Origin of the sequence: Streptomyces sp. NPDC026659 (genome assembly GCF_040638245.1) — a bacterium.
Taxonomy (GTDB): domain Bacteria; phylum Actinomycetota; class Actinomycetes; order Streptomycetales; family Streptomycetaceae; genus Streptomyces.
Map to the genome: position 1 here is coordinate 80931 of NZ_JBEZXY010000006.1, position 19892 is coordinate 100822.

At 72.4% G+C, this 19892-nt stretch carries 20 protein-coding genes; 11 read left to right on the forward strand and 9 right to left on the reverse strand.

Annotation, left to right across the window (positions count from 1 at the left end; translation table 11 throughout):
* Positions 1-17: 17 nt before the first annotated feature.
* A complete protein-coding gene (locus AB0E91_RS16670; RefSeq protein ID WP_361781540.1) occupies positions 18-1556 on the reverse strand; it encodes a DUF4331 domain-containing protein in 1539 nt (512 codons plus the stop codon).
* Positions 1557-1773: 217 nt separating this feature from the next.
* Here AB0E91_RS16670 and AB0E91_RS16675 point away from each other — a divergent pair, with 217 nt between their 5' ends.
* The 3 genes from AB0E91_RS16675 (at position 1774) to AB0E91_RS16685 (ending at position 3518) form a co-directional block, all read left to right on the forward strand.
* A complete protein-coding gene (locus AB0E91_RS16675) occupies positions 1774-2316 on the forward strand; it encodes a sigma-70 family RNA polymerase sigma factor (RefSeq protein ID WP_361115056.1) in 543 nt (180 codons plus the stop codon).
* On the forward strand, positions 2313-3122 hold the full coding sequence (locus tag AB0E91_RS16680; RefSeq protein ID WP_361781544.1) for an anti-sigma factor: 810 nt from the start codon (positions 2313-2315) through the stop codon (positions 3120-3122). Before AB0E91_RS16675 ends, AB0E91_RS16680 begins: the two co-directional genes overlap by 4 nt.
* A 126-nt stretch (positions 3123-3248) precedes the next feature.
* Positions 3249-3518 carry a hypothetical protein gene (locus tag AB0E91_RS16685; RefSeq protein WP_361781547.1) on the forward strand — a complete coding sequence of 90 codons (270 nt, stop codon included), beginning with the start codon at positions 3249-3251 and terminating at the stop codon, positions 3516-3518.
* Positions 3519-3701: 183 nt separating this feature from the next.
* Here AB0E91_RS16685 and AB0E91_RS16690 read toward each other — a convergent pair whose 3' ends face one another.
* The 3 genes from AB0E91_RS16690 to hmgA all read right to left on the reverse strand — a co-directional run bounded on the left by AB0E91_RS16690 (position 3702) and on the right by hmgA (position 7078).
* A complete protein-coding gene (locus AB0E91_RS16690) occupies positions 3702-4853 on the reverse strand; it encodes a type ISP restriction/modification enzyme (protein ID WP_361781550.1) in 1152 nt (383 codons plus the stop codon).
* Positions 4854-4970: 117 nt separating this feature from the next.
* Positions 4971-5720 (reverse strand): GntR family transcriptional regulator, encoded by a 750-nt coding sequence (locus AB0E91_RS16695; RefSeq protein ID WP_361781553.1) that lies wholly within the window; start codon positions 5718-5720, stop codon positions 4971-4973.
* Positions 5721-5764: 44 nt separating this feature from the next.
* Positions 5765-7078: a homogentisate 1,2-dioxygenase gene (gene hmgA, locus AB0E91_RS16700; RefSeq protein WP_361781556.1), complete on the reverse strand. Its 1314-nt coding sequence runs from the start codon at positions 7076-7078 to the stop codon at positions 5765-5767.
* A gap of 123 nt (positions 7079-7201) precedes the next feature.
* Between hmgA and AB0E91_RS16705 the strand changes: the two genes are divergently transcribed.
* From AB0E91_RS16705 to AB0E91_RS16720, 4 genes are all read left to right on the forward strand, one after another.
* Entirely contained in the window at positions 7202-7816 is a 615-nt protein-coding gene (locus AB0E91_RS16705) for a TetR/AcrR family transcriptional regulator (protein ID WP_361781559.1), read from the forward strand.
* 136 nt (positions 7817-7952) lie between these two features.
* On the forward strand, positions 7953-10199 hold the full coding sequence (locus tag AB0E91_RS16710) for a molybdopterin oxidoreductase family protein (protein WP_361781562.1): 2247 nt from the start codon (positions 7953-7955) through the stop codon (positions 10197-10199).
* A 118-nt stretch (positions 10200-10317) separates the two neighbouring features.
* A complete protein-coding gene (locus AB0E91_RS16715) occupies positions 10318-11706 on the forward strand; it encodes an aldehyde dehydrogenase family protein (RefSeq protein ID WP_361781565.1) in 1389 nt (462 codons plus the stop codon).
* A gap of 14 nt (positions 11707-11720) precedes the next feature.
* Positions 11721-12815 carry a Zn-dependent alcohol dehydrogenase gene (locus AB0E91_RS16720; protein WP_361781568.1) on the forward strand — a complete coding sequence of 365 codons (1095 nt, stop codon included), beginning with the start codon at positions 11721-11723 and terminating at the stop codon, positions 12813-12815.
* Positions 12816-12825: 10 nt separating this feature from the next.
* Here AB0E91_RS16720 and AB0E91_RS16725 read toward each other — a convergent pair whose 3' ends face one another.
* The 3 genes from AB0E91_RS16725 to AB0E91_RS16735 form a co-directional block, all read right to left on the reverse strand.
* A complete protein-coding gene (locus AB0E91_RS16725; RefSeq protein ID WP_361782437.1) occupies positions 12826-13830 on the reverse strand; it encodes a DMT family transporter in 1005 nt (334 codons plus the stop codon).
* A 131-nt stretch (positions 13831-13961) separates the two neighbouring features.
* On the reverse strand, positions 13962-14666 hold the full coding sequence (locus AB0E91_RS16730) for a winged helix-turn-helix domain-containing protein (RefSeq protein WP_361781571.1): 705 nt from the start codon (positions 14664-14666) through the stop codon (positions 13962-13964).
* Positions 14667-14724: 58 nt separating this feature from the next.
* Positions 14725-15366, reverse strand: a complete 642-nt coding sequence (locus tag AB0E91_RS16735) for a TetR/AcrR family transcriptional regulator (protein WP_361781574.1) — start codon at positions 15364-15366, stop codon at positions 14725-14727.
* A gap of 85 nt (positions 15367-15451) precedes the next feature.
* Between AB0E91_RS16735 and AB0E91_RS16740 the strand changes: the two genes are divergently transcribed.
* The 3 genes from AB0E91_RS16740 (at position 15452) to AB0E91_RS16750 (ending at position 17689) form a co-directional block, all read left to right on the forward strand.
* A complete protein-coding gene (locus tag AB0E91_RS16740) occupies positions 15452-16603 on the forward strand; it encodes an acyl-CoA dehydrogenase family protein (protein ID WP_361782440.1) in 1152 nt (383 codons plus the stop codon).
* A gap of 93 nt (positions 16604-16696) precedes the next feature.
* Positions 16697-17005, forward strand: a complete 309-nt coding sequence (locus AB0E91_RS16745) for a YiaA/YiaB family inner membrane protein (protein WP_361781577.1) — start codon at positions 16697-16699, stop codon at positions 17003-17005.
* Positions 17006-17065: 60 nt separating this feature from the next.
* A complete protein-coding gene (locus tag AB0E91_RS16750; RefSeq protein WP_361781580.1) occupies positions 17066-17689 on the forward strand; it encodes a TetR/AcrR family transcriptional regulator in 624 nt (207 codons plus the stop codon).
* Positions 17690-17744: 55 nt separating this feature from the next.
* Here AB0E91_RS16750 and AB0E91_RS16755 read toward each other — a convergent pair whose 3' ends face one another.
* On the reverse strand, positions 17745-18206 hold the full coding sequence (locus AB0E91_RS16755; protein ID WP_361781583.1) for a MaoC family dehydratase: 462 nt from the start codon (positions 18204-18206) through the stop codon (positions 17745-17747).
* 113 nt (positions 18207-18319) lie between these two features.
* Between AB0E91_RS16755 and soxR the strand changes: the two genes are divergently transcribed.
* Positions 18320-18778, forward strand: a complete 459-nt coding sequence (gene soxR, locus AB0E91_RS16760; protein WP_361781586.1) for a redox-sensitive transcriptional activator SoxR — start codon at positions 18320-18322, stop codon at positions 18776-18778.
* A 262-nt stretch (positions 18779-19040) separates the two neighbouring features.
* Here the strand turns inward: soxR and AB0E91_RS16765 are convergent, their stop codons facing one another.
* Positions 19041-19643: a hypothetical protein gene (locus tag AB0E91_RS16765; protein ID WP_361115012.1), complete on the reverse strand. Its 603-nt coding sequence runs from the start codon at positions 19641-19643 to the stop codon at positions 19041-19043.
* Positions 19644-19892: the final 249 nt, after the last annotated feature.

Consider the following 19892-nt stretch of genomic DNA (forward strand, 5'->3'; position numbering starts at 1 on the left):
ACCGCGCCCGGTCTGGATCAGTACGGACGCTGCATACGGCGGCGCCACCAGCCGAAGGCGACACCGATCAGCAGGACTCCGGCCGCGCCCGCGGCCGCCGAACCGGCGATCAGGACGGTGTTGTCGGAGCCGCCGGAGGCGGAGGCGGGCTGGAGGGCGTCACCGAGGGCGCTGCGGACGTCGGCACCGGCGGTCGTGCCCTTGGCGAGGTTGCCGCGCGAACCGGCCGTGGGCTGCGCGACGTACGGGAAGTACTTCTCGAACTTCTGGTCGTTCGCGTCGACCGCGTCACCCAAGTCGTTCTTGGAGCCGACCAGTTCGCCCTCGACGACCTGAAGGGCCTCGTCCACGACGTCGTCGGTGAGCCGACGCCCGTTCGGGAAGCCCGCGTTGTCGCCGTCGAGTACGCCGAGCCGCTTGGGGTGCATGGCGGGCTTGATCGAGGTGTTCAGCCGCAGCTGCTCCGAAGGCTTCACGTTCGGCGGCTGGTTGAGCCCCTTGACGCCCTTGAGGAACACGTCGACCAGGTCGTTGCGCGGCTCGGCGGGCGCCTTGATCTTGTAGATGCCCTCGATCAGCTTGGGCAGTTCGGGGTTGGTGACGTTCTTCAGGAACTGCGCGTCGTGGGAGGGCTGGGACGCGTTGAAGCGGTCCTTGTCCTTCTGCGGGTTGACGACCTCGTTGACGAGCGGGTTGCCGAGACGCGAGACCTGCGAGAAGTAGCCCTGGGCGTTGCGCCGTTGGGTCGTGGACCAGATGCCGACGACCGGCTGCTCGGCGGACTGGCGGATCAGGCTGTTGGGGACCTGGAGGGCGATCGTGTTGACGTTGTAGCCCTTGAGGGTGTCGCGCCCGACCTCGCTCAGGTTGCCGCCGTAGAGGAGGTCGAAGACCCGCAGGTCCAGGAAGAACGGGTCGTCCGCCTGGCCCGCGAACGTCGCCGCCCCGGACGCGGACTTCTTGATCGCCTGATCACGCAGCTTCGCGTACTCCGGCATGGACGCCTTGCCCACGTTCGACGGCGCGACCGGAACGTTCCGGACCATCTTGTACTTCGACATCACGTGATGGTTCTTCGACCGGATCACTTCGATGTCGTACGTCTGCGTCACGTTCAGGTCGGGATCGTCCAGGCTGGTGACCGGACCGGTGTTGTAGAGGAACGTGTTCCCGTTCTTCGTATGGGTCTTGAACGTGTAGCGGAAGGTCAGGTCGTCCTGCGCGTCCCCGTCGCTGTCGACGTGGATGTCGTACTGCGCGTCGTCCGCGAACGTGTAGAAGTTCGGGCCGCCCGCGGGGTCCTCGAACGGGATCCAGTTCGCCACGATCGTCGTCGTGTCCGGCTTGTCCGGGCTGACGAACGCGTACAGGTCGGTGTTGTCGTACTGCGGGGTGCCCGAGATCAGCGGGGCCTCGCGGTGCGAGGAGGCGGAGGCCGCCCCGGGTGCCAGTGCGGCGGTACCGGCGGCCGCGAGTCCGCCGGCGGCCAACGCGCCGCAGATGAGCGGTATCAGGCCCTTGCGCCCCGTGCCGCTCCTGGAAGAAAGAGGTGTCATGCCGTCCGTCCTCAGTGCCAACTTGCCTTGACGGACGGGTATACGGAGCGGGGAGGGCTTTCGGATTGGCCGTCGGGGAATTTTCTTTTTCTCGTTCCCGACCCGCGTTTTCGAGCCGCCGCTCCGTATCATCCGCCGGAGGTGTGCGTACGTGCGGATGCGTGGGGTCACGGGCAGTTCCGGCTGCGGCCGGGGGAGCCAGGTGAGGGGGGCCCGGATGGAGGCGGACCAGCTTCTGGTGCGCGTGGCCGGTGGTGACCAGAAGGCCTTCGAGGAGTTGTACGCGCTGGTGTCCGGGCCGGTGTTCGGACTGGTCCGGCGCATCGTGCGCGACCCCGCGCAGTCCGAGGAGGTCGTCCAGGACGTGCTGCTCGAACTCTGGCGCTCCGCAAGCCGGTTCGACCCCGCCCGGGGCAGCGCGCTCTCCTGGATCCTCACCCTCGCCCACCGCCGTGCCGTGGACCGGGTACGCAGTGTCCGCGCGGCCGGGGAACGCGAGCAGCGCGAGGCCCTGCGCGCCGGTGAACCCGCCTTCGACCACGTCTCCGAAGAGGTCGAGGCCGGACTGGAACGCGAGTGGGTGCGCCACTGCCTGGACCGGCTCACCGCGCTCCAGCGCCAGTCCGTCACCCTCGCCTACTACGACGGCTACACCTACCGTGAGGTCGCCGAACGGCTCTCACTGCCGCTCGGCACCGTCAAGACCCGGATGCGGGACGGCCTCATCCGACTGCGCAACTGCCTGGGAGGTGCCGCGTGAGCCTCCTCGGCCGCCTGCTGCGCCGCGACGACCCGCACTCCCTCGCCGCGCCCTACGCCCTCGACGCCCTCGAACCCGGCGAACGGCGCCGCTTCGAGCGGCACCTCGCCACCTGCGACCGGTGCGCCGTCGAGACCCGCGCCCTCGCCGACGACGTGGTCCGGCTCGCCTGGTCCACCACCACCGTCGCGCCGCCCGACGCCCTGCGCGAGCGGGTGTTCGCCGCCGTCCGCGCCACCCCGCAGGAACCGCCCGCCGCGCCGGTCCGCAAGCGCGTGGCCCAGCTGCCCCCACATGTGTGGGGCGCACAGCCGCCACCGGCCCGCCGTACGCGCCCGCTGCTGGTGCCGTTCGCCACGGTGACCGCCGCGGCCGCGCTCGTCGTCGCCTCCCTCTTCGCGGTCCAGGCGAACCGCACGCAGGACCGGCTCGCCGCCGAACAGGCGCGCTCGCGTGAGATCGCCCACGTCCTGGCCGCGCCCGACGCCCGCGCCACCGGCGGGACGGACGCACGCGGCCGGAGCATGGCCGTGATCGCCTCCGCCTCGGAGGGGCGGGCCGTCGTCACGCTCAGCGGTTACGGCACCCCGAGCGGAGGGCGCGTCCACCAGCTGTGGCTCGTACGCCCCCACGCGCAACCGCGCTCCCTCGGGCTCCTCACCAGCGACACGCCCTTGGTCGCCAAGGGGCTCGACAAGTCCTCGGCGTCACTCGCCGTGACGGTCGAGCCCGACGGTGGCTCAGTGCGCCCCACTGGCCAGCCCATTGTCCAACTCACCCTGAAATCGGTCGGATTCGGAGAGTAGTCAAAGCGGGATGATCAACCACCTTGTGGGGAAGGTGAATCCCGTGGCCGAGATACACGTGTGCCCAACCGGGACGATAGGGTTACCCTGCCCGGGCCGGGCGGATTCGTACGGGTGGGGAGTGACATGGAACAGATAACGATGCGCAGCAGGGCCAGGGTTCCTGCGATCACCTGCGGAAGCAGCGCGAGCAGTTCGCGCCTGGACCGTCATCTCTCGGTGCTGGCGGGCCCCGCCATTCCGCAGCAGAAGACGGTCGAAGCGACCTCGCTGATGCGCGAGCTGACCGCACGCGACACGGTGCACCGTCGCAGCGACCGGGGTGCCCGGGTCCGCCGGGTCTCCCTCTTCGCCCCCTTGCGCCGCCTGCGGCGCTCCCTCTTCGGCAGCCACTGACCGGACACCGGACCGCATTGGGGCTCTCTTTGAGCCCACCCTGCGAGTCCGGCTCCGGCCCGGTCCGTACGACCCCACGCTCAGGCTGCCACGCCGTCCCGGCACAGCGCCGCGACCCGCCGTCCGTCATTCCCACGGCGCGCTTCGCGGCGAACCGGCGTGCGGTCCTGGGCGTCGTCGCTCTCAGAGCAGCGCGAACTGCCCCTCAGGCCCCTCTTCTTGGTGATCCAGGACTGAGGCGGGGCGACGCGCGGAAGAGGGAGGCGGAAGCACCCCCACCCGATGCAGCTCCGTCCCGGTCAGCGGCGACGTCACCTTCAACTCCGCCCTCGTCGGGGCGATTTCCGCCAGCAGCGCCAAGACCGTGATCAGCTCCAGCAGCTCCGAGGTCCAGGGCTGGGGCCAGGCGGCGGGGCGGATCGCCGAGAGGGTGCCCGGTGGGGCAGCGGCCGTACGGGCCGCGAACCAGGCTTCCAGGGTGCGGACTTCGGACACCTCGTGCTCCCACGCCGAGCGCGGCACGGGAGAGATGCGGCCCTCGTCCAGGCACAGGGTTTCGGTGTCGGCGTCGTAGCCCAGGGTGGTCGGCTGTGCGGGCAACGGGGCGCGGACGTAAGGGCGTCGGCCTCCGGGCAGCTTGGGACGGTCGCCGTCGCGACGCATCAGCCAGAGCAGCCGGTGCCCCAACTCGACTCCCCGCTCCCATACTTCGGCGTCGCCGGTGAGCGGGACCGTACGGTCGGACCGGATCGCGGCCAGAGTCCAGGCGAGGAAGTCCACCGGCGTGGGCCGGACCCCGAGTGTCCGCGCCAGCTGGTCCAACAGCCCCGGCGCCAGGTTGGGTTCCGTGCCGCCGGGGCGGCGGTACAGCGGGCGGATGCGCCCGGAGGGGAGCGTGGGCAGCAGGGAGGTCGCGAGGAGCGCGTCGCCGCCCGTCTCCACCACGAACACCTGGTGTGCGTCCGCCACCCGCCACAGCTCCGGACGCGCCGCGTCGAGCAGCCGATGGTCCGGGATCAGCCACCGTTCGTCGAACGGCGCCGCCAGCACCCGTACCGGCTCCGCGCACCGTCCAGAGGCGCGCGCCAGCCGCTCGGTACCGGCCGGATGCCCCGGCAACTGCGACACCGCCGACCGCAGCGACCGCGCCCGCGTCACCTCGAACAGGCCCTCGCGCTCCGCCCCTTCGGCCGCGAGCAGAGCCGCCCAGCGGGCTTTCAGCGAACCCGCGTCGGGCGCCGTCGGCCACACCCGGCCCGGCCGCAGCGGTGCGACGGACCACGGCATGAGGTCCGCCAGCGGCGGAGCGTCGTCGTCGTACGTCACGCCCGGCATCGTACGACCTGTCCGGCGCCGGGACACGAGGATGAGCCGCACCCGCGCCCGCACTCGCGCCCGTGCGCGCACCCGAAGCCGCGCCCGCTCACACCGATCCCGCCCCCGGCCCGGCCCTCACGTCGCATCCAGCGTCACCGTGAACGAGAACCGATCCCCCCGATACTGGATCACCGCCACGTCCAGTACCCGCCCGTCCGAGCCGTACGTGATCCCCGTGTAGTGCAAGATCGGGCTCAGCAGAGGCACTTGGAGCAGCCGAGCCGTCTCCGGTTCGGCGAGCCGCGCCTCCACCGTGTCCGTGATGCGGCTGATGCCCGCCCCCACCACGTCCCGCAGCACCTTCGTCATCGGCCGGCGGGTGAGGTCGGCGGGGTCGATGCGCGCGGCCAGCTCGGGGCGAACATGGTTGACGGCGTGATTGGTGGGTTCGCCGGTGCTCTCGTCGCCGCGCAGGCGGTGGTAGACGGCGACCTCGGTGAGGTCGGGGAAGTACTCGGTGAGGGCCGTCGGGACGGGGACGTGACCGTGGTCGAGGAGTTCGCTGGTCATGCCGGACTGCTGGGCGACGATCGCGTCGACCGAACCCAGGAGCCGTACCGGGGCCCCGCGCCGGGCGTCGGGTTCGATGAAGGTGCCGCGGCGGCGGTGGCGGCTGATCAGGCCCTCGTCCTCCAGCTCCTTGAGGGCCTGGCGCATGGTCAGCACGCTCACGCCGTAGTGCCGCGCCAGGTCCTCCTCGGTGGGCAGGCGCAGCGGGTCCTGGGGCGAGCGGCCGAGGATGGAGGCGCGCAGGGACTGCGACACCTGGTACCAGAGCGGCAGCTTGCGGTTCAGGACGATCGAATCCGGAGCGAAAGAGGTCACGCGGCTATCCGTACCTGTCGGAGAGGATCAGCGCAATGGAGCGGTCAGGGCGCCCTGAAGTGCCGCTCCAGGCCCTGCCACACATCGTCGTAGCGCGGCTGGAGATGGTCGGCACCGGCCGCGTGCGGGGTGAGCGTGACCGGCCAGCGGGTCTCGAACATGAAGGCCAGGCCGTCGTCGATCCGCTGCGGCCGCAGTTCCGCCGCGCTCGCCTTCTCGAAGGTCTCCCGGTCCGGACCGTGTGCCGACATCATGTTGTGCAGTGAGCCGCCGCCCGGCACGAAGCCCTCCGCCTTCGCGTCGTACGCGCCCTCGACCAAGCCCATGTACTCGCTCATCACGTTCCGGTGGAAGTACGGCGGGCGGAAGGTGTCCTCGCCCACCAGCCAGCGCGGCGCGAACACTACGAAGTCCACCCCGGCGAGCCCCGGTGTGTCCGAGGGCGAGGTGAGGACCGTGAAGATCGACGGGTCCGGGTGGTCGTAGGAGATGGTGCCGATCACATTGAACCGGCGCAGGTCATAGGTGTACGGCACATAGTTGCCGTGCCAGGCGACCACGTCGAGCGGGGAGTGGTCGTACGTGGCCGTCCAGAGGTTGCCGCAGAACTTGTTGACTACCTCCACCGGACCCGTCTCGTCCTCGTATGCCGCGACGGGCGCCCGGAAGTCGCGCGGGTTGGCCAGACCGTTGGCGCCGATGGGGCCGAGGTCGGGCAGTCGGAGCGGCGCACCATAGTTCTCGCACACATAACCCCGGGCAGAGTCGTCCAGTAGCTCCACACGGAAGCGCACCCCGCGCGGGATGAGCGCCACCTGTGCGGGCTCCACATGGAGTCGCCCGAACTCGGTGTGCAGCAGCAGCCCGCCCCGTTCCGGCACGATCAGCAGCTCCCCGTCGGCGTCCGAGAAGACGCGCTCCATCGAGGAGTTGGCGTGGTAGAGGTGCACGGCCATGCCGGTGCGCTGGGTCGCGTCGCCGTTGCCGCCCAGCGTCCACAGGCCCGCGAGGAAGTCGGTCCCGGCCGGCGGCTCGGGCAGCGGGTTCCAGCGCAGCCGGTTCGGATCGGGCACCGTCTCGGTGAAGGGGGCGGTGCGGATCGCGCCGTTGCCGGTGCGGGTGAACTCCGGGTGCGCGGCCGAGGGGCGGATGCGGTACAGCCAGGAGCGCCGGTTGTGCGCCCGGGGCTCGGTGAACGCCGTACCGCTGAGCTGCTCGGCGTACAGGCCGTACGGCGCGCGCTGCGGCGCGTTGCGGCCCTCGGGCAGAGCGCCCGGCACCGCCTCCGAGGCGTGTTCGTTGCCGAACCCGGTGAGATACGACAGTGCCTCGGCGGTCTTCCGCGCGTCCGCGCCCATGATCGCTCCCTCGCGCCCGGGACGCGCTCCATCGGCCGCCCCATTCCTCTGTAGCACCGTAGGAATGAGCGAGCCCCGGCGCAAGGGGGCGCGCTTCGCCGGAACCCTGTGGCGGGGCATCATGTGGCCGTGCCCCATGTGACATCGCTCCGCCGCGCGCCCGTCCAGCGGCGCAGCGCCGAACGGCTGACCCGAATCCTCGACGCGTGCGCCGTGCTCCTCGACGAGGTCGGGTACGACGCGCTGAGCACCCGTGCCGTGGCCGAACGCGCCGGTGTCCCCATCGGCTCCGTCTACCGCTTCTTCGGCAACAAGCGCCAGATGGCCGGCGCCCTCGCCCTGCGCAACCTCAACCGCTACACCGACCGCGTCACCGAACGGCTGGAGGAGACCCGCGAGGGCGACTGGCGGGCGGCGATGGACGTCGTCCTGGACGAGTACCTGAGCATGAAGCGCACCGCGCCCGGCTTCTGCCTCGTCGACTTCGGCAACCAGATACCGGTCGGCACCCGCCAGTCCGCGCCCAACACCCGCGTCGCGGACCGCTTCACCGACCTGCTCTCCGGCCATCTGGGCCGCACCCCGGACGACGAGCTGCGCCGGGTTCTCCTGGTGGCCGTGGAGAGCGCCGACACCCTCGTCCAGCTCGCCTTCCGGATGGACCCGCGCGGCGACGCCGCGATCATCGCCGAGACGCGGGAACTGCTGCGGGCCTATCTGAGCCGCGTACTGGACTGAACCGGCCGGTCTCGCGCACGGGTCTCCCCACCATGCCAACCGGTCGGTATGCTCGCCCCAGCCCGTCGGCCAGGTCCAGGTTCAGGCCCGAGTCCAGGCCCCGGGAGGCAGCGCCGCCGACCCTCCGGGAGGACCCGTGTCCCGCACCGCCCTGCGTATCTGCCCTCTGTGCGAGGCCACTTGCGGACTGACCCTCACCATCGAGGGCACCCGCGTCACCGGCGCCCGGGGCGACCGGGAGGACGTCTTCAGCAAGGGGTTCATCTGCCCCAAGGGCGCTGCTTTCGGCGCCCTGGACGCCGACCCCGACCGGCTGCGCACCCCGCTGGTCCGGGTGAACGGCGAGCTGCGCGAGGCGACCTGGGAGGAAGCCTTCGACGCCGTCGCCGCCGGACTCCGCCCGGTCGCGGAGCGGTACGGGTCCGACGCGGTCGGCGTGGTCCTCGGCAACCCCAACGTCCACACCGTGGCGGGCGGCCTCTACCCGTCCCTCCTGATCGGCGCGCTGCACACCCGCTCGGTGTTCACGGCCTCCACGGTCGACCAGATGCCCAAGCACGTCTCCAGCGGCCTGCTCTTCGGCGACCCGAACGCCATCCCCGTGCCCGACCTCGACCACACCGACCATCTGCTGCTGATCGGCGCCAACCCCCTGGAGTCCAACGGGAGTCTGTGCACCGCCCCCGACTTCCCCGGAAAACTCAAGGCACTTCGCGCCCGCGGCGGACACCTCACCGTGATCGACCCGCGCCGCACCCGCACCGCCCGCCTGGCCGACCGGCACATCGCCGTACGCCCCGGCACCGACGCCCTGCTGCTCGCCGCGCTGGCCACCACCCTGTTCGAGGAGGGCCTGACCGACCTCGGCGACCTCGCCGCACATGTCGAAGGACTCCCCGAACTCCGGGCGGCCATAGAAGACTTCACCCCCGAGGCGGTCGCCGACGCCTGCGACGTCGACGCCGCTCTCATCCGCACCCTCGCCCGCGAGCTCGCCGCCGCCCCGACCGCCGCCGTCTACGCCCGCATCGGCAGCTGCACCGTCCCGCACGGCACCCTGGCCAGCTGGCTCGTGGACGTCCTCAACACCCTCACCGGCAACCTCGACCGGCCCGGCGGCGCCCTCTTCCCGCAGGCCGCCACCGACCGCACCCCCCGCCCGGCCGGACCCGGACGCGGCTTCACACTCGGCCGCTGGCACTCCCGTGTGCGAGAACTCCCCGAGGCGAAGGGTGAGTTGCCGCTGTCCGCGCTCGCCGAGGAGATCGACACCGCGACCGAGCGGGGCGAACCGGTACGCGCCCTCGTCGTGATCGCGGCCAACCCGGTGCTGTCCGCCCCCGACGGCGACCGGCTCGACAAGGCCCTGGAATCACTGGACTTCATGGTCGCCGTCGACCCCTACCTCAACGAGACCTCCCGCCACGCCGACGTCGTCCTGCCCCCGCCCCCGCCCGCGCAGAGCCCCCACCACGACTTCGCCTTCAACACCCTCGCCGTCCGCAACCAGGTCCGCTACAGCCGCCCCGCCGTCCCGCTGGAGCCGGGCCGGATGGCCGAGACCGAGATCCACGCCCGGCTCGTCCTCGCCGCGACCGGGATGCCGAAGGCCGACCCCGGCTCGGTGGACGCCATGGTCGTCGAGCAGACCCTCGCCAAGGCCGTGAAGGACCCCCACTCCCCGGTCCACGGCCAGGACCCGGAGGAACTCGCCGCCCGCCTCACCGGCGGCGACGGCCCCGAGCGGCGCCTCGACCTGATGCTGCGCCTCGGCCCCTACGGCGACGGCTTCGGCGCCGACCCCGACGGCCTCACCCTCGCCCGGCTCCTCGCCCACCCGCACGGCATCGACCTCGGCCCGCTCCGCCCCCGGCTGCCCCAGCCGCTCAAGACGGTCAGCGGCAAGGTCGAGCTGCTGCCCGCTCCCCTCGCCGCCGACCTGCCCCGGCTGCGGCAGGCCCTGCGCGAGCGGCCCGCCGGACCGGTCCTCGTCGGCCGTCGTCATCTGCGCTCCAACAACAGCTGGCTGCACAACCTCCCCGCCCTCACCGGCGGCACCAACCGCTGCACCCTGCACCTCCACCCCGAGGACGCGGCCCGGCTCGGCGTGCGCGACGGGGAGCCCGTACGAGTGAAAGGCGCCGGGGGAGAAGTGACGGCGCCCGCCGAGATCACCGACGGCATCCGGCCCGGCGTGGTGAGCCTCCCGCACGGCTGGGGCCACGACCGCCCCGGCACTCGCCAGAACCACGCGGCAGCCCAACCCGGCGTCAACGTCAACCAGTTGCTCGACGGCACCCTGCTCGACCCGCTCTCCGGCAACGCCGTGCTCAATGGCATACCGGTCGAGCTGACCCGGGTGGCCGTCCCGGAACCCCGGTGACCGCCCCGGAACCCCTGGCGGCCGAAAACTAGCGCCGCTAGTTTGTTTCCCGGGCCGCCCCGCACCACCCTGGAGCACACGCCACACGCCGCACGCCGGACCCGCCGGGAGGAACGCCATGAAGGCACACGACGATCTCTACATCGACGGCGCCTGGCGCCCCGCCACCGGCCGGGACGTGATCGAGGTGGTCAACCCGGCCGACGAGCAGGTCATCGGCCGCGTCCCGGCGGGCGACGCCCAGGACGTGGACGCCGCCGTACGCGCCGCCCGCGCCGCGCTCCCCGGCTGGGCGGCCACACCCCCGGCCGAGCGCGCGGCCCGGCTCGCCGCCCTGCGGGACGCCCTGGCAGCCCGCTCGGACGAGTTCACCGAGACGATCACCGCCGAGCTGGGCGCCCCGCCGGACTTCGCGCGCGCCGTACAGGCCGGTCTGCCCGTCGTGGTCGCCGGGTCCTACGCCGACCTGGCCGCCACCCACTCCTTCGAGGAGAAGGTCGGCAACTCCACCGTCCTGCACGAACCCGTGGGCGTCGTCGCCGCGATCACCCCCTGGAACTACCCCCTCCATCAGATCGTCGCCAAGGTCGCCCCGGCGCTCGCCGCGGGCTGCGCGGTCGTCCTCAAGCCCGCCGAGAACACCCCGCTGACCGCCCAGCTCTTCGCGGAGGCCGTCCACGAAGCGGGCGTACCCGCCGGGGTGTTCAACCTCGTCACCGGCCTCGGCCCGGTCGCCGGACAGGCCCTCGCCGAACACCCCGGAGTCGACCTCGTGTCGTTCACCGGCTCCACGGCGGTCGGCCGCCGGATCGGCGCCGCGGCCGGAGCGGGCGTCAAGCGCGTCGCCCTGGAACTCGGCGGCAAATCGGCCAACGTCATCCTGCCGAGCGCCGACCTCGCCAAGGCGGTCAACGTCGGCGTCGCCAACGTGATGGCCAACTCCGGTCAGACGTGCAGCGCATGGACCCGGATGCTGGTCCACCGCGACCAGTACGACGAGGCCGTCACGCTCGCCGCGGCCGCCGCCGCCAAGTACGGCGACCGCATCGGCCCGGTCGTCAGCGAGCGCCAGCGCGACCGGGTGCGCGGCTACATCGAGAAGGGTGTCGCCGAGGGCGCCCGGCTGGTCGCGGGCGGCCCCGAATCCCCGCGCGAACAGGGGTACTTCGTCAGCCCGACCGTGTTCGCGGACGTCACCCCGGACATGACCGTCGCCCAGGAGGAGATCTTCGGCCCGGTCCTCTGCGTGCTGCCCTACGACGACGAGGACGACGCCCTGCGCATCGCGGACGGCACCGTGTACGGCCTCGCCGGAGCCGTCTGGGCCGGGGACGAGGAGGAGGCCGCCGCCTTCGCCCGCCGGATGCGCACCGGCCAGGTCGACATCAACGGCGGCCGGTTCAACCCCCTTGCCCCCTTCGGCGGTTACAAGCAGTCCGGGGTCGGCAGGGAACTCGGCGCGTACGGACTGGCCGAGTACCTCCAGACCAAGTCCCTCCAGTTCTGAGGAAGTCGGTGACCATGGCCGTACGAGCCGCCGTCCTGCCCGCCGTCGGTGAACCCCTGGAGATCACCGGCATCGAGCTGCCCGAACCCGGCCCCGGCCAGGTCCGGGTACGCCTCGCCGCCGCCGGGGTCTGCCACTCCGACCTCTCCCTGGCCAACGGCACCCTGCGCGTCCCCGTCCCGGCGGTCCTCGGTCACGAGGGCGCCGGAACCGTCGTCGCCGTGGGGGAGGGGGTGACCCATCTGGAACCCGGCGCGCGTGTGGTCCTCAACTGGGCGCCCGCCTGCGGGAATTGCCCCGCCTGTGCGCGCGGCGAGGTCTGGCTGTGCGGCAACGCGCTCAACGGCGCCGCCGCCGTCCACGCCCGCACCGTCGACGGCACCGCACTCCATCCCGGCCTGAACGTGGGCGCGTTCGCCGAGGAGACGGTCGTCCCCGCCTCCTGCGCGCTGCCCCTGCCCGATGGCATCCCGCTCACCGACGCGGCCCTCCTCGGCTGCGCGGTCCTCACCGGCTACGGTGCGGTCCGTCACTCCGCCCGCGTCCAACCCGGCGAGTCCGTCGCGGTGTTCGGGGTCGGCGGCGTCGGCCTCGCCGCGCTCCAGGCCGCACGCATCGCGGGCGCGGAACGGATCGTCGCCGTCGATGTCTCCGCCGAAAAGGAGGAGTTGGCGCGTGGCGCGGGCGCCACCGACTTCCTCCTCGCCTCCCCGCAGACGCCCCGCGAGATCCGCGCCCTCACCGGAGGCGAGGGCGTCGACGCGGCCGTGGAGTGCGCGGGCGTGGCCACCGCCATCCGCGCCGCCTGGGAATCCACCCGGCGCGGCGGCCGCACCACGGTCGTCGGCATCGGCGGCAAGGACCAGCAGGTCACCTTCAACGCCCTCGAACTCTTCCACTGGGGACGGACGTTGTCCGGCTGCGTCTACGGCGACTCGGACCCGGCCCGCGACCTCCCGGTCCTCGCCGAGCACGTCCGCGCAGGCAGGCTGGACCTCAAGGCGCTGGTGACGGAACGGATCACCCTGGACGGCATCCCCTCGGCCTTCGAGAACATGCTCGCGGGCAAGGGCGGCCGCTCCCTGGTGCTCTTCGAAGACGCCGGCTGACCTCGGCGGATCAGACCTCCTCGGGCCGCCGCTCGACCACCGGACCGGCCACCTGCTCCGCCACCGGACCGGCCACCGGTTCCACCACCGGCTCTCCCTCCGGCCCGGCGGCGGCCTCGATCCGTACCACCCGCGCCCGCGCCCTGGACCGCGACACCGCCACACCCGCCAGGCACAGCACCCCGCCCACCAGCGTGAACGGCCCCGGCACCTCGTCCAGCACCAGCCAGGACAGCAGCACGACCAGCGCCGGGACGGCGTACGTCGTCGCGCCCATCCGCGAGGCGGTCGTACGGGCCAGCGCGTAGGCCCAGGTGGTGAAGGCGAGGGCGGTCGGGAAGACGCCCAGGTACACCATGTCGAGGGTGGCGGTGAGCGGCGCGCGGGACGCCTCCGTCACCAGCTGACCCGCGAACGGCAGGCAGCACACGGCCCCGACCAGGCAGCCGAACGTCGTCACCTGCAAGGCGCTGGCCGACCCGAGCGCGGGCTTCTGCGAGACCACCCCGCCCGCGTAGGCGACCGCCGCGAGCAGGCACAGCACCACGCCGAGCACCGAGGAACCGCCGCCCCCGGACGACATCGAGAGGCCCACGACCACCGCACCCGCGAACGACACCGCCATCCCCGCGAGCAGCCGGGGCGGCATCGGATCACCGAGCAGCCGGGCGCCGAGCAGGGCGATCAGCAGCGGGCCCACGTTCACCACGAGCGCGGCCGTACCGGCGTCCACCTGCCGTTCGCCCCAGTTGAGGACCACCATGTAGAACCCGAACCACAGCACCCCGGAGATCAGGATGCCCCGCCACGCGGCACGCGGCGGCCACCCCTCGCGCCGCAGGAGACACAGCGCGCCCAGCGCGACACTCCCCGCGAGCATCCGCCCGAGCGCCAGCGCCCCCGGCGAGTAGGCGTCCCCCGCGGCCCGGATCGCCACGAAGGCGGAGGCCCACAGCAGAACGGTGACAAGGGCCGCCGCGGTGGGCAGCACGGACCGGGACGAGGACACGTTCATCATGCTCCTGACACTGGAGGGCTACTTTTGGAGCCCACGGCAACCAACAAAGGGGCGCGGGGCTGTGCCGATGTGCGGCTCCGCCGCGCGGGCGCGATCAGCCCAAGCGGACCCGCACCCGACCGACGACATCACCCCACCGACACCCCGAGCAACTCAAAAATCATCCGCTCCCCCGACGGAGTCACCCGTACCGCCCGCCCCGACCCGATCCGCTCGCACCACCCCGACTCCAGCGCGTGCCGGCACAACCCCGCCCCCGCCGCCCCCGCGAGATGCGGCCGCCGCTCGGTCCAGTCGAGGCAGGAACGGGCCAGCGGGCGCCGCCCGGAGCGGTCCAGCTCGATGCCCGCCGCGCCGAACCACTCAACTCCCGCCTCCGTCAGGGCGAACCCGGTGTCCTGGCGCAGCAGCCCCCGCGCGGTCAGCCCGTCCGTGAGCGCGATGCCGAGCCGCCCGGCGAGATGGTCGTAGCAGGTACGCCCCCGCGCCATCGCGGCCCCGGCGCTCGACTCCCGCAGCGTGCGCGGCCGTTGCCGTACCGCGTCCGCGGGGAGCCGGGCGGTCAGGTCCTCCAGCAGCTGGGCCACCTCGGGCCCGGCGAGCCGGACGTACCGGTGCCGCCCCTGGCGTTCCTCGGCCAGGAGGCCGCCCGCGACCAGCTTGCCCAGGTGCTCGCTGAGCGTGGACGCGGCGACGCCCGCGTGCCGGGCCAGCTCGCCGGCGGTCCACGCCCGCCCGTCCAGCAGGGCGAGCAGACACGCGGCCCGCGTCTCGTCCGCGATCAGCGCGGCGAGCGAGGCGAGTCCGGGGGCCCGGGGGTCCTTGGCGTTCATGCGTTCCAGCATGGAGGACGGACACTTCGGCGCCCACCGAACGAACGCCACTGCGGATTCAGACCGCCCGCCCCACCCCCGCGAACTGCCCCTCCAGCCCGTCGAGGAGCGCCGCGAGCCCCGTCTCGAAGGCCCGCTCGTCGATCTTCTCCTGCTGCTCGGCGAGGAGGTGGGCCTGCCCGAGATGGGGATAGTCGGCCGGGTCGTAGGCGCTCTGGTCGTCCACGAAGCCCCCGGCGAAGGAGCCCAGCGCGGAGCCCATGATGAAGTACCGCATCAGCGCGCCGATGGAGGTGGCCTGCGCCGGGGGCCAGCCCGCGTCCACCATCGCGCCGTAGACCGCGTCGGCCAGCCGCAGCGCGGCCGGGCGGCGGCCGGGGCCGCGGGCGAGGACCGGGACGATGTTGGGGTGGTCGCGCAGGGCGGAGCGGTAGGAGACGGCCCAGTCGCGCAGCGCGGTCCGCCAGGGGCGGCCGTCCTCGAACATCGACAGGTCGACCTGCGCGCTCACCGAGTCCGCGACCGCCTCCAGGATCTCGTCCTTGGTGCGGAAGTGGTTGTAGAGCGAGGGCCCGCTCACGCCGAGTTCGGCGGCGAGCCGCCGGGTGGAGACGGCCGCGAGCCCTTCGGTGTCCACGAGTTCCCGCGCCGCCGCGACGATCCGGTCGGTGCTGAGGAGGGGCTTGCGCGGTCGGGCCATGGCGCACATAGTAGGGCTGCCGCAAGAAACTAGCACTGCTAATTTAACGCGGGCCCGGTGCGGCCCGGGGTGAGGTGATCGCATGGTGAACCTGGAGCTGAGCGAGGAGCAGGCCGCCGCGCGCCGCCTGGCCCGGGACTTCGTCGCGCGCGAGGTCACCCCGTACGCGGCCGGGTGGGACCGCGCCGAGGAGGTCGACCGGGGCATCGTGAAGAAGCTCGGCGAGGTCGGCTTCCTCGGGCTCACCGTCCCCGAGGAGTACGGCGGCTCGGGCGGTGACCATCTCGCGTACTGCCTGGTCACCGAGGAACTGGGGCGCGGCGACTCCTCCGTGCGCGGGATCGTCTCCGTCTCCCTCGGCCTGGTCGCCAAGTCGGTCGCCGCCTGGGGCGACGAGGAGCAGAAGCGGCGCTGGCTGCCGGGGCTCACCTCCGGCGCGTACCTCGGCTGCTTCGGCCTCACCGAGCCCGGCACCGGCTCCGACGCGGGCAACCTCACCACCCGGGCCGTACGCGACGGCGGCGACTATGTGATCAACGGCGCCAAGACGTTCATCACCAACGGCACCTGGGCCGACGTCGTGCTGCTCTTCGCCCGCTCCACCGACGCCCCCGGCCACAAGGGCGTCTCCGCCTTCCTGGTCCCCACCGGCACTCCCGGCCTCACCCGCCGCGCCATCCACGGCAAGCTCGGTCTGCGCGGCCAGGCCACCGCCGAGCTGGTCCTCGAGGACGTGCGCGTGCCCGCCTCCGCGCTGGTCGGCCCCGAGGGCAAGGGCTTCTCCGTCGCCATGTCCGCGCTCGCCAAGGGGCGGATGTCGGTCGCGGCGGGCTGCGTCGGCATAGCCCAGGCCGCCCTGGACGCGGCCGTGGCGTACGCCGGGGAACGCGAGCAGTTCGGGAAGCCCATCGCCCAGCACCAGCTGGTGCAGGAGCTGATCAGCGACATCGCCGTGGACGTGGACGCGGCCCGGCTGCTGACCTGGCGGGTCGCGGACCTGATCGACCGGGGGCGGCCGTTCGCCACCGAGTCCTCCAAGGCCAAGCTGTTCGCCTCCGAGGCCGCCGTGCGCGCCGCCTCCAACGCCCTTCAGGTCTTCGGGGGTTACGGCTACATCGACGAGTACCCGGCGGGCAAACTCCTGCGCGACGCCCGCGTGATGACCCTCTACGAGGGCACCAGCCAGATCCAGAAGCTGCTCATCGGGCGCGCGCTGACCGGGGTTTCGGCGTTCTGAGGGCCCTGGGACCGTCGTGAGGGTGCTTTCTGAGTATCCGTACTGAGTACGTCGGCGGATGTGGCCCGCGCCGCGTCCGCCGACACTCGTGCCATGAGCGACACACCAGTCAAGCAGCAGAGTACGGCCGCCTTCTACGGACAGGCCGTCGCCTCCTTCGCCGTCGCCATGACGGCCACCGCGATCGGTATCTACCGGCTCGACGCCAACGCCTGGGTGCGTGCCTTCCTCGCCATCGCCGTCCTCTACCTCGTCACCTCCGCCTTCACCCTCGCCAAGGTGATCCGGGACCGGCAGGAGGCCGGGGAGATCGTCAGCAGAGTCGACCAGGCCCGCATGGAGGAACTCCTCACCTCCCACGACCCGTACCGCAAGACCCCCGACCCCCGGCAGTCGCGCTAAGCGGGCGCTCACCTTCGGCGGTATGGTGGTGCTCCTGTCAGCGAGAGGGGCCAGTGAGCGATGAGTACGGCGGAGGAGACGGCCGGCGCCGAGATGGAGCCGTGGGCCGAGGTCACCCCTGACGCGGCCCGGCGCCTGCTCGTCGCGGCCGTGGAGGCCTTCGCCGAGCGCGGCTACCACGCGACGACGACCCGCGACATCGCGGGCCGCGCGGGCATGAGCCCGGCCGCGCTCTACATCCACTACAAGACCAAGGAAGAGCTGCTCCACCGGATCAGTCGGCTCGGTCACGACAGGGCGCTGGACATCATGCGCACGGCCGCCCGGCGCGAGGGGAGCGCCACCGAGCGCCTGGCCGACGCGGTCGGCTCCTTCGTGCGCTGGCACGCCGGGCGGCGCACCACCGCGCGGGTCGTGCAGTACGAACTGGACGCGCTCTCGCCCGACGCGCGCGCCGAGATCCTCGCGCTGCGGCGCCAGGTGGACGCCGAGGTGCGCGGGATCGTCGAGGACGGCGTGGCCGCGGGCGAGTTCGACGTGCCCGACGTGCAGGGCACCACCCTCGCGGTGCTCTCGCTCTGCATCGACGTGGCCCGCTGGTTCAACGTGGACGGACCGCGCACCCCGGAGCAGGTCGGCGCGCTCTACGCCGACCTGGTGCTGCGGATGGTGGGGGCGCGGTGAGTGCGTCCCGCGCCGCCCGCGAGCGGTCCGTACGACGGCGTGGCCGCCGTGCCGGTCAGAAGTAGTACCGGGACACCGACTCCGCCACGCACACCGGCTTCTCGCCGCCCTCGCGCTCCACGGTGAAGGCGAGCGACACCTGGACGCCGCCGGGCACGTCCTCCACGTTCGTGATCGTCCCGGTGGCGCGCAGCCGGGAGCCGACGGGTACGGGAGCCGGGAAGCGGACCTTGTTGGTGCCGTAGTTGACGCCCATCTTCACGCCCTCGACCGCGATGAGCTGCGGCCCGAAGAGGGGAAGCAGCGAGAGGGTGAGGTAGCCGTGCGCGATGGTCGTCCCGAACGGGCCTGCCGCGGCCTTCTCCGGGTCGACGTGGATCCACTGGTGGTCCCCGGTGGCCTCGGCGAACAGATCGATCCGCTTCTGGTCGACCTCCAGCCAGTCGGTGTGGCCCAGTTGTTCGCCCACGGCCGCCTTCAGCTCGTCGGGGGAGGTGAAGGTCCTCGGTTCTGCCATGTTCCCGGCCTCTCGCTCGCGTCTCGCTCACATCTCTAAGCAACTGCTTAGCATGGTCGGGTGTACGGTGCCTGTCAACGGACTCCGCGCGGCGGGTCGGTAGGCTCTGAGGAGTGTCCCGGATTCCCGAGAAGATCCACGAGCTGACCGTCGGCCAGCTGTCCGCGCGCAGCGGCGCCGCCGTCTCCGCGCTGCACTTCTACGAGGCCAAGGGTCTGATCCACAGCCGGCGCACCCCCGGCAACCAGCGCCGCTACTGTCGCGACACCCTGCGCCGCGTCGCCTTCATCCGGGCCGCCCAGCGCGTCGGCATCCCCCTCGCCACGATCCGTGAGGCCCTCGCCGAACTCCCCGAGGAGCGCACCCCCACCCGCGAGGACTGGGCCCGCCTCTCCGAGGCCTGGCGCGCCGAACTGGACGACCGCATCGCCCAGCTCAACCGCCTCCGCGACCACCTCACCGACTGCATCGGCTGCGGCTGCCTCTCCCTGAAGAGCTGCGTCCTGTCCAACCCCGACGACGAACGGGGCGAACAGCAGGCGGGCTCCCGGCTGATGCGGGAGCGCCGCTGAGGGCACTGGTGACGTGACACGGCCGAAGTGGAGGCGGTGATGAAGGGGATCACCTTTCCCGCCTGGTACGGAAAGCGTCATGTGACCCTGGCCGAGCCGCTGGTCCGCCTCGGCAACTCCGGCCGGGCGGCGCACGGGGGCGTGCCAAGCCTCTGCATCACCGCCCACACGCCGTACGCGGGGCGCGCGAGCCCCCACCCCCGCGCCCCTCGGGCATCCGCACCACCGGCCCAGGCGGCTCACCCCCCGAACCGGCGGAGCGTCACGCCGACATCAGCAGCCGTTCCCGCCGCGCCGCCGCCAGTGCCCTCGGCGTGAGGACCGGGCGGGGGACCAGGATGCCGCAGTCCGTGCAGACCGGGCCGGAGGACGGCGCGTGGGCGAGGCCGTAGCGCCACAGGAGGCGGTCGCCCGCGCAGACCGGGCAGACCGATCCCGGCTCCCGTTCGAGCGCGGTGATCAGACGGCGCAGTACCTCGGCCAGCGGCTCACGGGGGTGCAGCCGCGGGTCGTCGCACCAGGCGACACCGAAGCCGCCCCAGGTCATCCGATGCCAGTCGTCCACGCTGCCCGGCCTGCGCAGCCCGTCGTGCTTCTCCTTCCTGCGCCGCTCGGCGAACTCGGCCTCGTAGGCCAGCCACACCGCACGCGCCTCCTCCAGTTCCTCCAGTGCGGCCACGAGCCGCGCCGGGTCCGGGGAGCGGTCCTCCGGGCCGAAACCGGCCCGGGAGCACAGATGGTCCCAGGTCGCCCGGTGCCCGTAAGGAGCGAACCGCTCCAGGCACTTGCGCAGCGAATAGCGCCGCAGCGCCAGATCGCATCGCGGATCGCGCACCTGTCTCGCCAGACTTCGGAATCCGGCCATCGCCCTGCACCTCCGTCACCTCTGTGTCGCACGTCGGTCACCTCGGCGTCGCCGTAAGGCGTTCGTGTGCGACGTTGCCGAATAGACGTGCCGCCGGTCCATCCGGCTCCATCCGATTTCCGATGCCCTCCCATAAGGCGCCCCGGGTTGACCGTCCCGGCCCCCGTCCGGACCGCCGGCCGAGTCATCGACCGAGTCATCGGCCGGGCCATCGGCCGGGCAGAGCACGGAAGTTGACGCATGTTCACC

Excerpts from the sequence above, each read along its gene's own strand:
- AB0E91_RS16670 (WP_361781540.1), bottom strand. The coding sequence starts at position 1,556 with ATGACACCTCTTTCTTCCAGGAGCGGCACGGGGCGCAAGGGCCTGATA.
- AB0E91_RS16675 (WP_361115056.1), top strand. The coding sequence starts at position 1,774 with ATGGAGGCGGACCAGCTTCTGGTGCGCGTGGCCGGTGGTGACCAGAAG.
- AB0E91_RS16685 (WP_361781547.1), top strand. The coding sequence starts at position 3,249 with ATGGAACAGATAACGATGCGCAGCAGGGCCAGGGTTCCTGCGATCACC.
- AB0E91_RS16690 (WP_361781550.1), bottom strand. The coding sequence starts at position 4,853 with ATGCCGGGCGTGACGTACGACGACGACGCTCCGCCGCTGGCGGACCTC.
- hmgA (WP_361781556.1), bottom strand. The coding sequence starts at position 7,078 with ATGGGCGCGGACGCGCGGAAGACCGCCGAGGCACTGTCGTATCTCACC.
- AB0E91_RS16715 (WP_361781565.1), top strand. The coding sequence starts at position 10,318 with ATGAAGGCACACGACGATCTCTACATCGACGGCGCCTGGCGCCCCGCC.
- AB0E91_RS16720 (WP_361781568.1), top strand. The coding sequence starts at position 11,721 with ATGGCCGTACGAGCCGCCGTCCTGCCCGCCGTCGGTGAACCCCTGGAG.
- AB0E91_RS16725 (WP_361782437.1), bottom strand. The coding sequence starts at position 13,830 with ATGAACGTGTCCTCGTCCCGGTCCGTGCTGCCCACCGCGGCGGCCCTT.
- AB0E91_RS16730 (WP_361781571.1), bottom strand. The coding sequence starts at position 14,666 with ATGAACGCCAAGGACCCCCGGGCCCCCGGACTCGCCTCGCTCGCCGCG.
- AB0E91_RS16735 (WP_361781574.1), bottom strand. The coding sequence starts at position 15,366 with ATGGCCCGACCGCGCAAGCCCCTCCTCAGCACCGACCGGATCGTCGCG.
- AB0E91_RS16745 (WP_361781577.1), top strand. The coding sequence starts at position 16,697 with ATGAGCGACACACCAGTCAAGCAGCAGAGTACGGCCGCCTTCTACGGA.
- AB0E91_RS16750 (WP_361781580.1), top strand. The coding sequence starts at position 17,066 with ATGAGTACGGCGGAGGAGACGGCCGGCGCCGAGATGGAGCCGTGGGCC.
- AB0E91_RS16755 (WP_361781583.1), bottom strand. The coding sequence starts at position 18,206 with ATGGCAGAACCGAGGACCTTCACCTCCCCCGACGAGCTGAAGGCGGCC.
- AB0E91_RS16765 (WP_361115012.1), bottom strand. The coding sequence starts at position 19,643 with ATGGCCGGATTCCGAAGTCTGGCGAGACAGGTGCGCGATCCGCGATGC.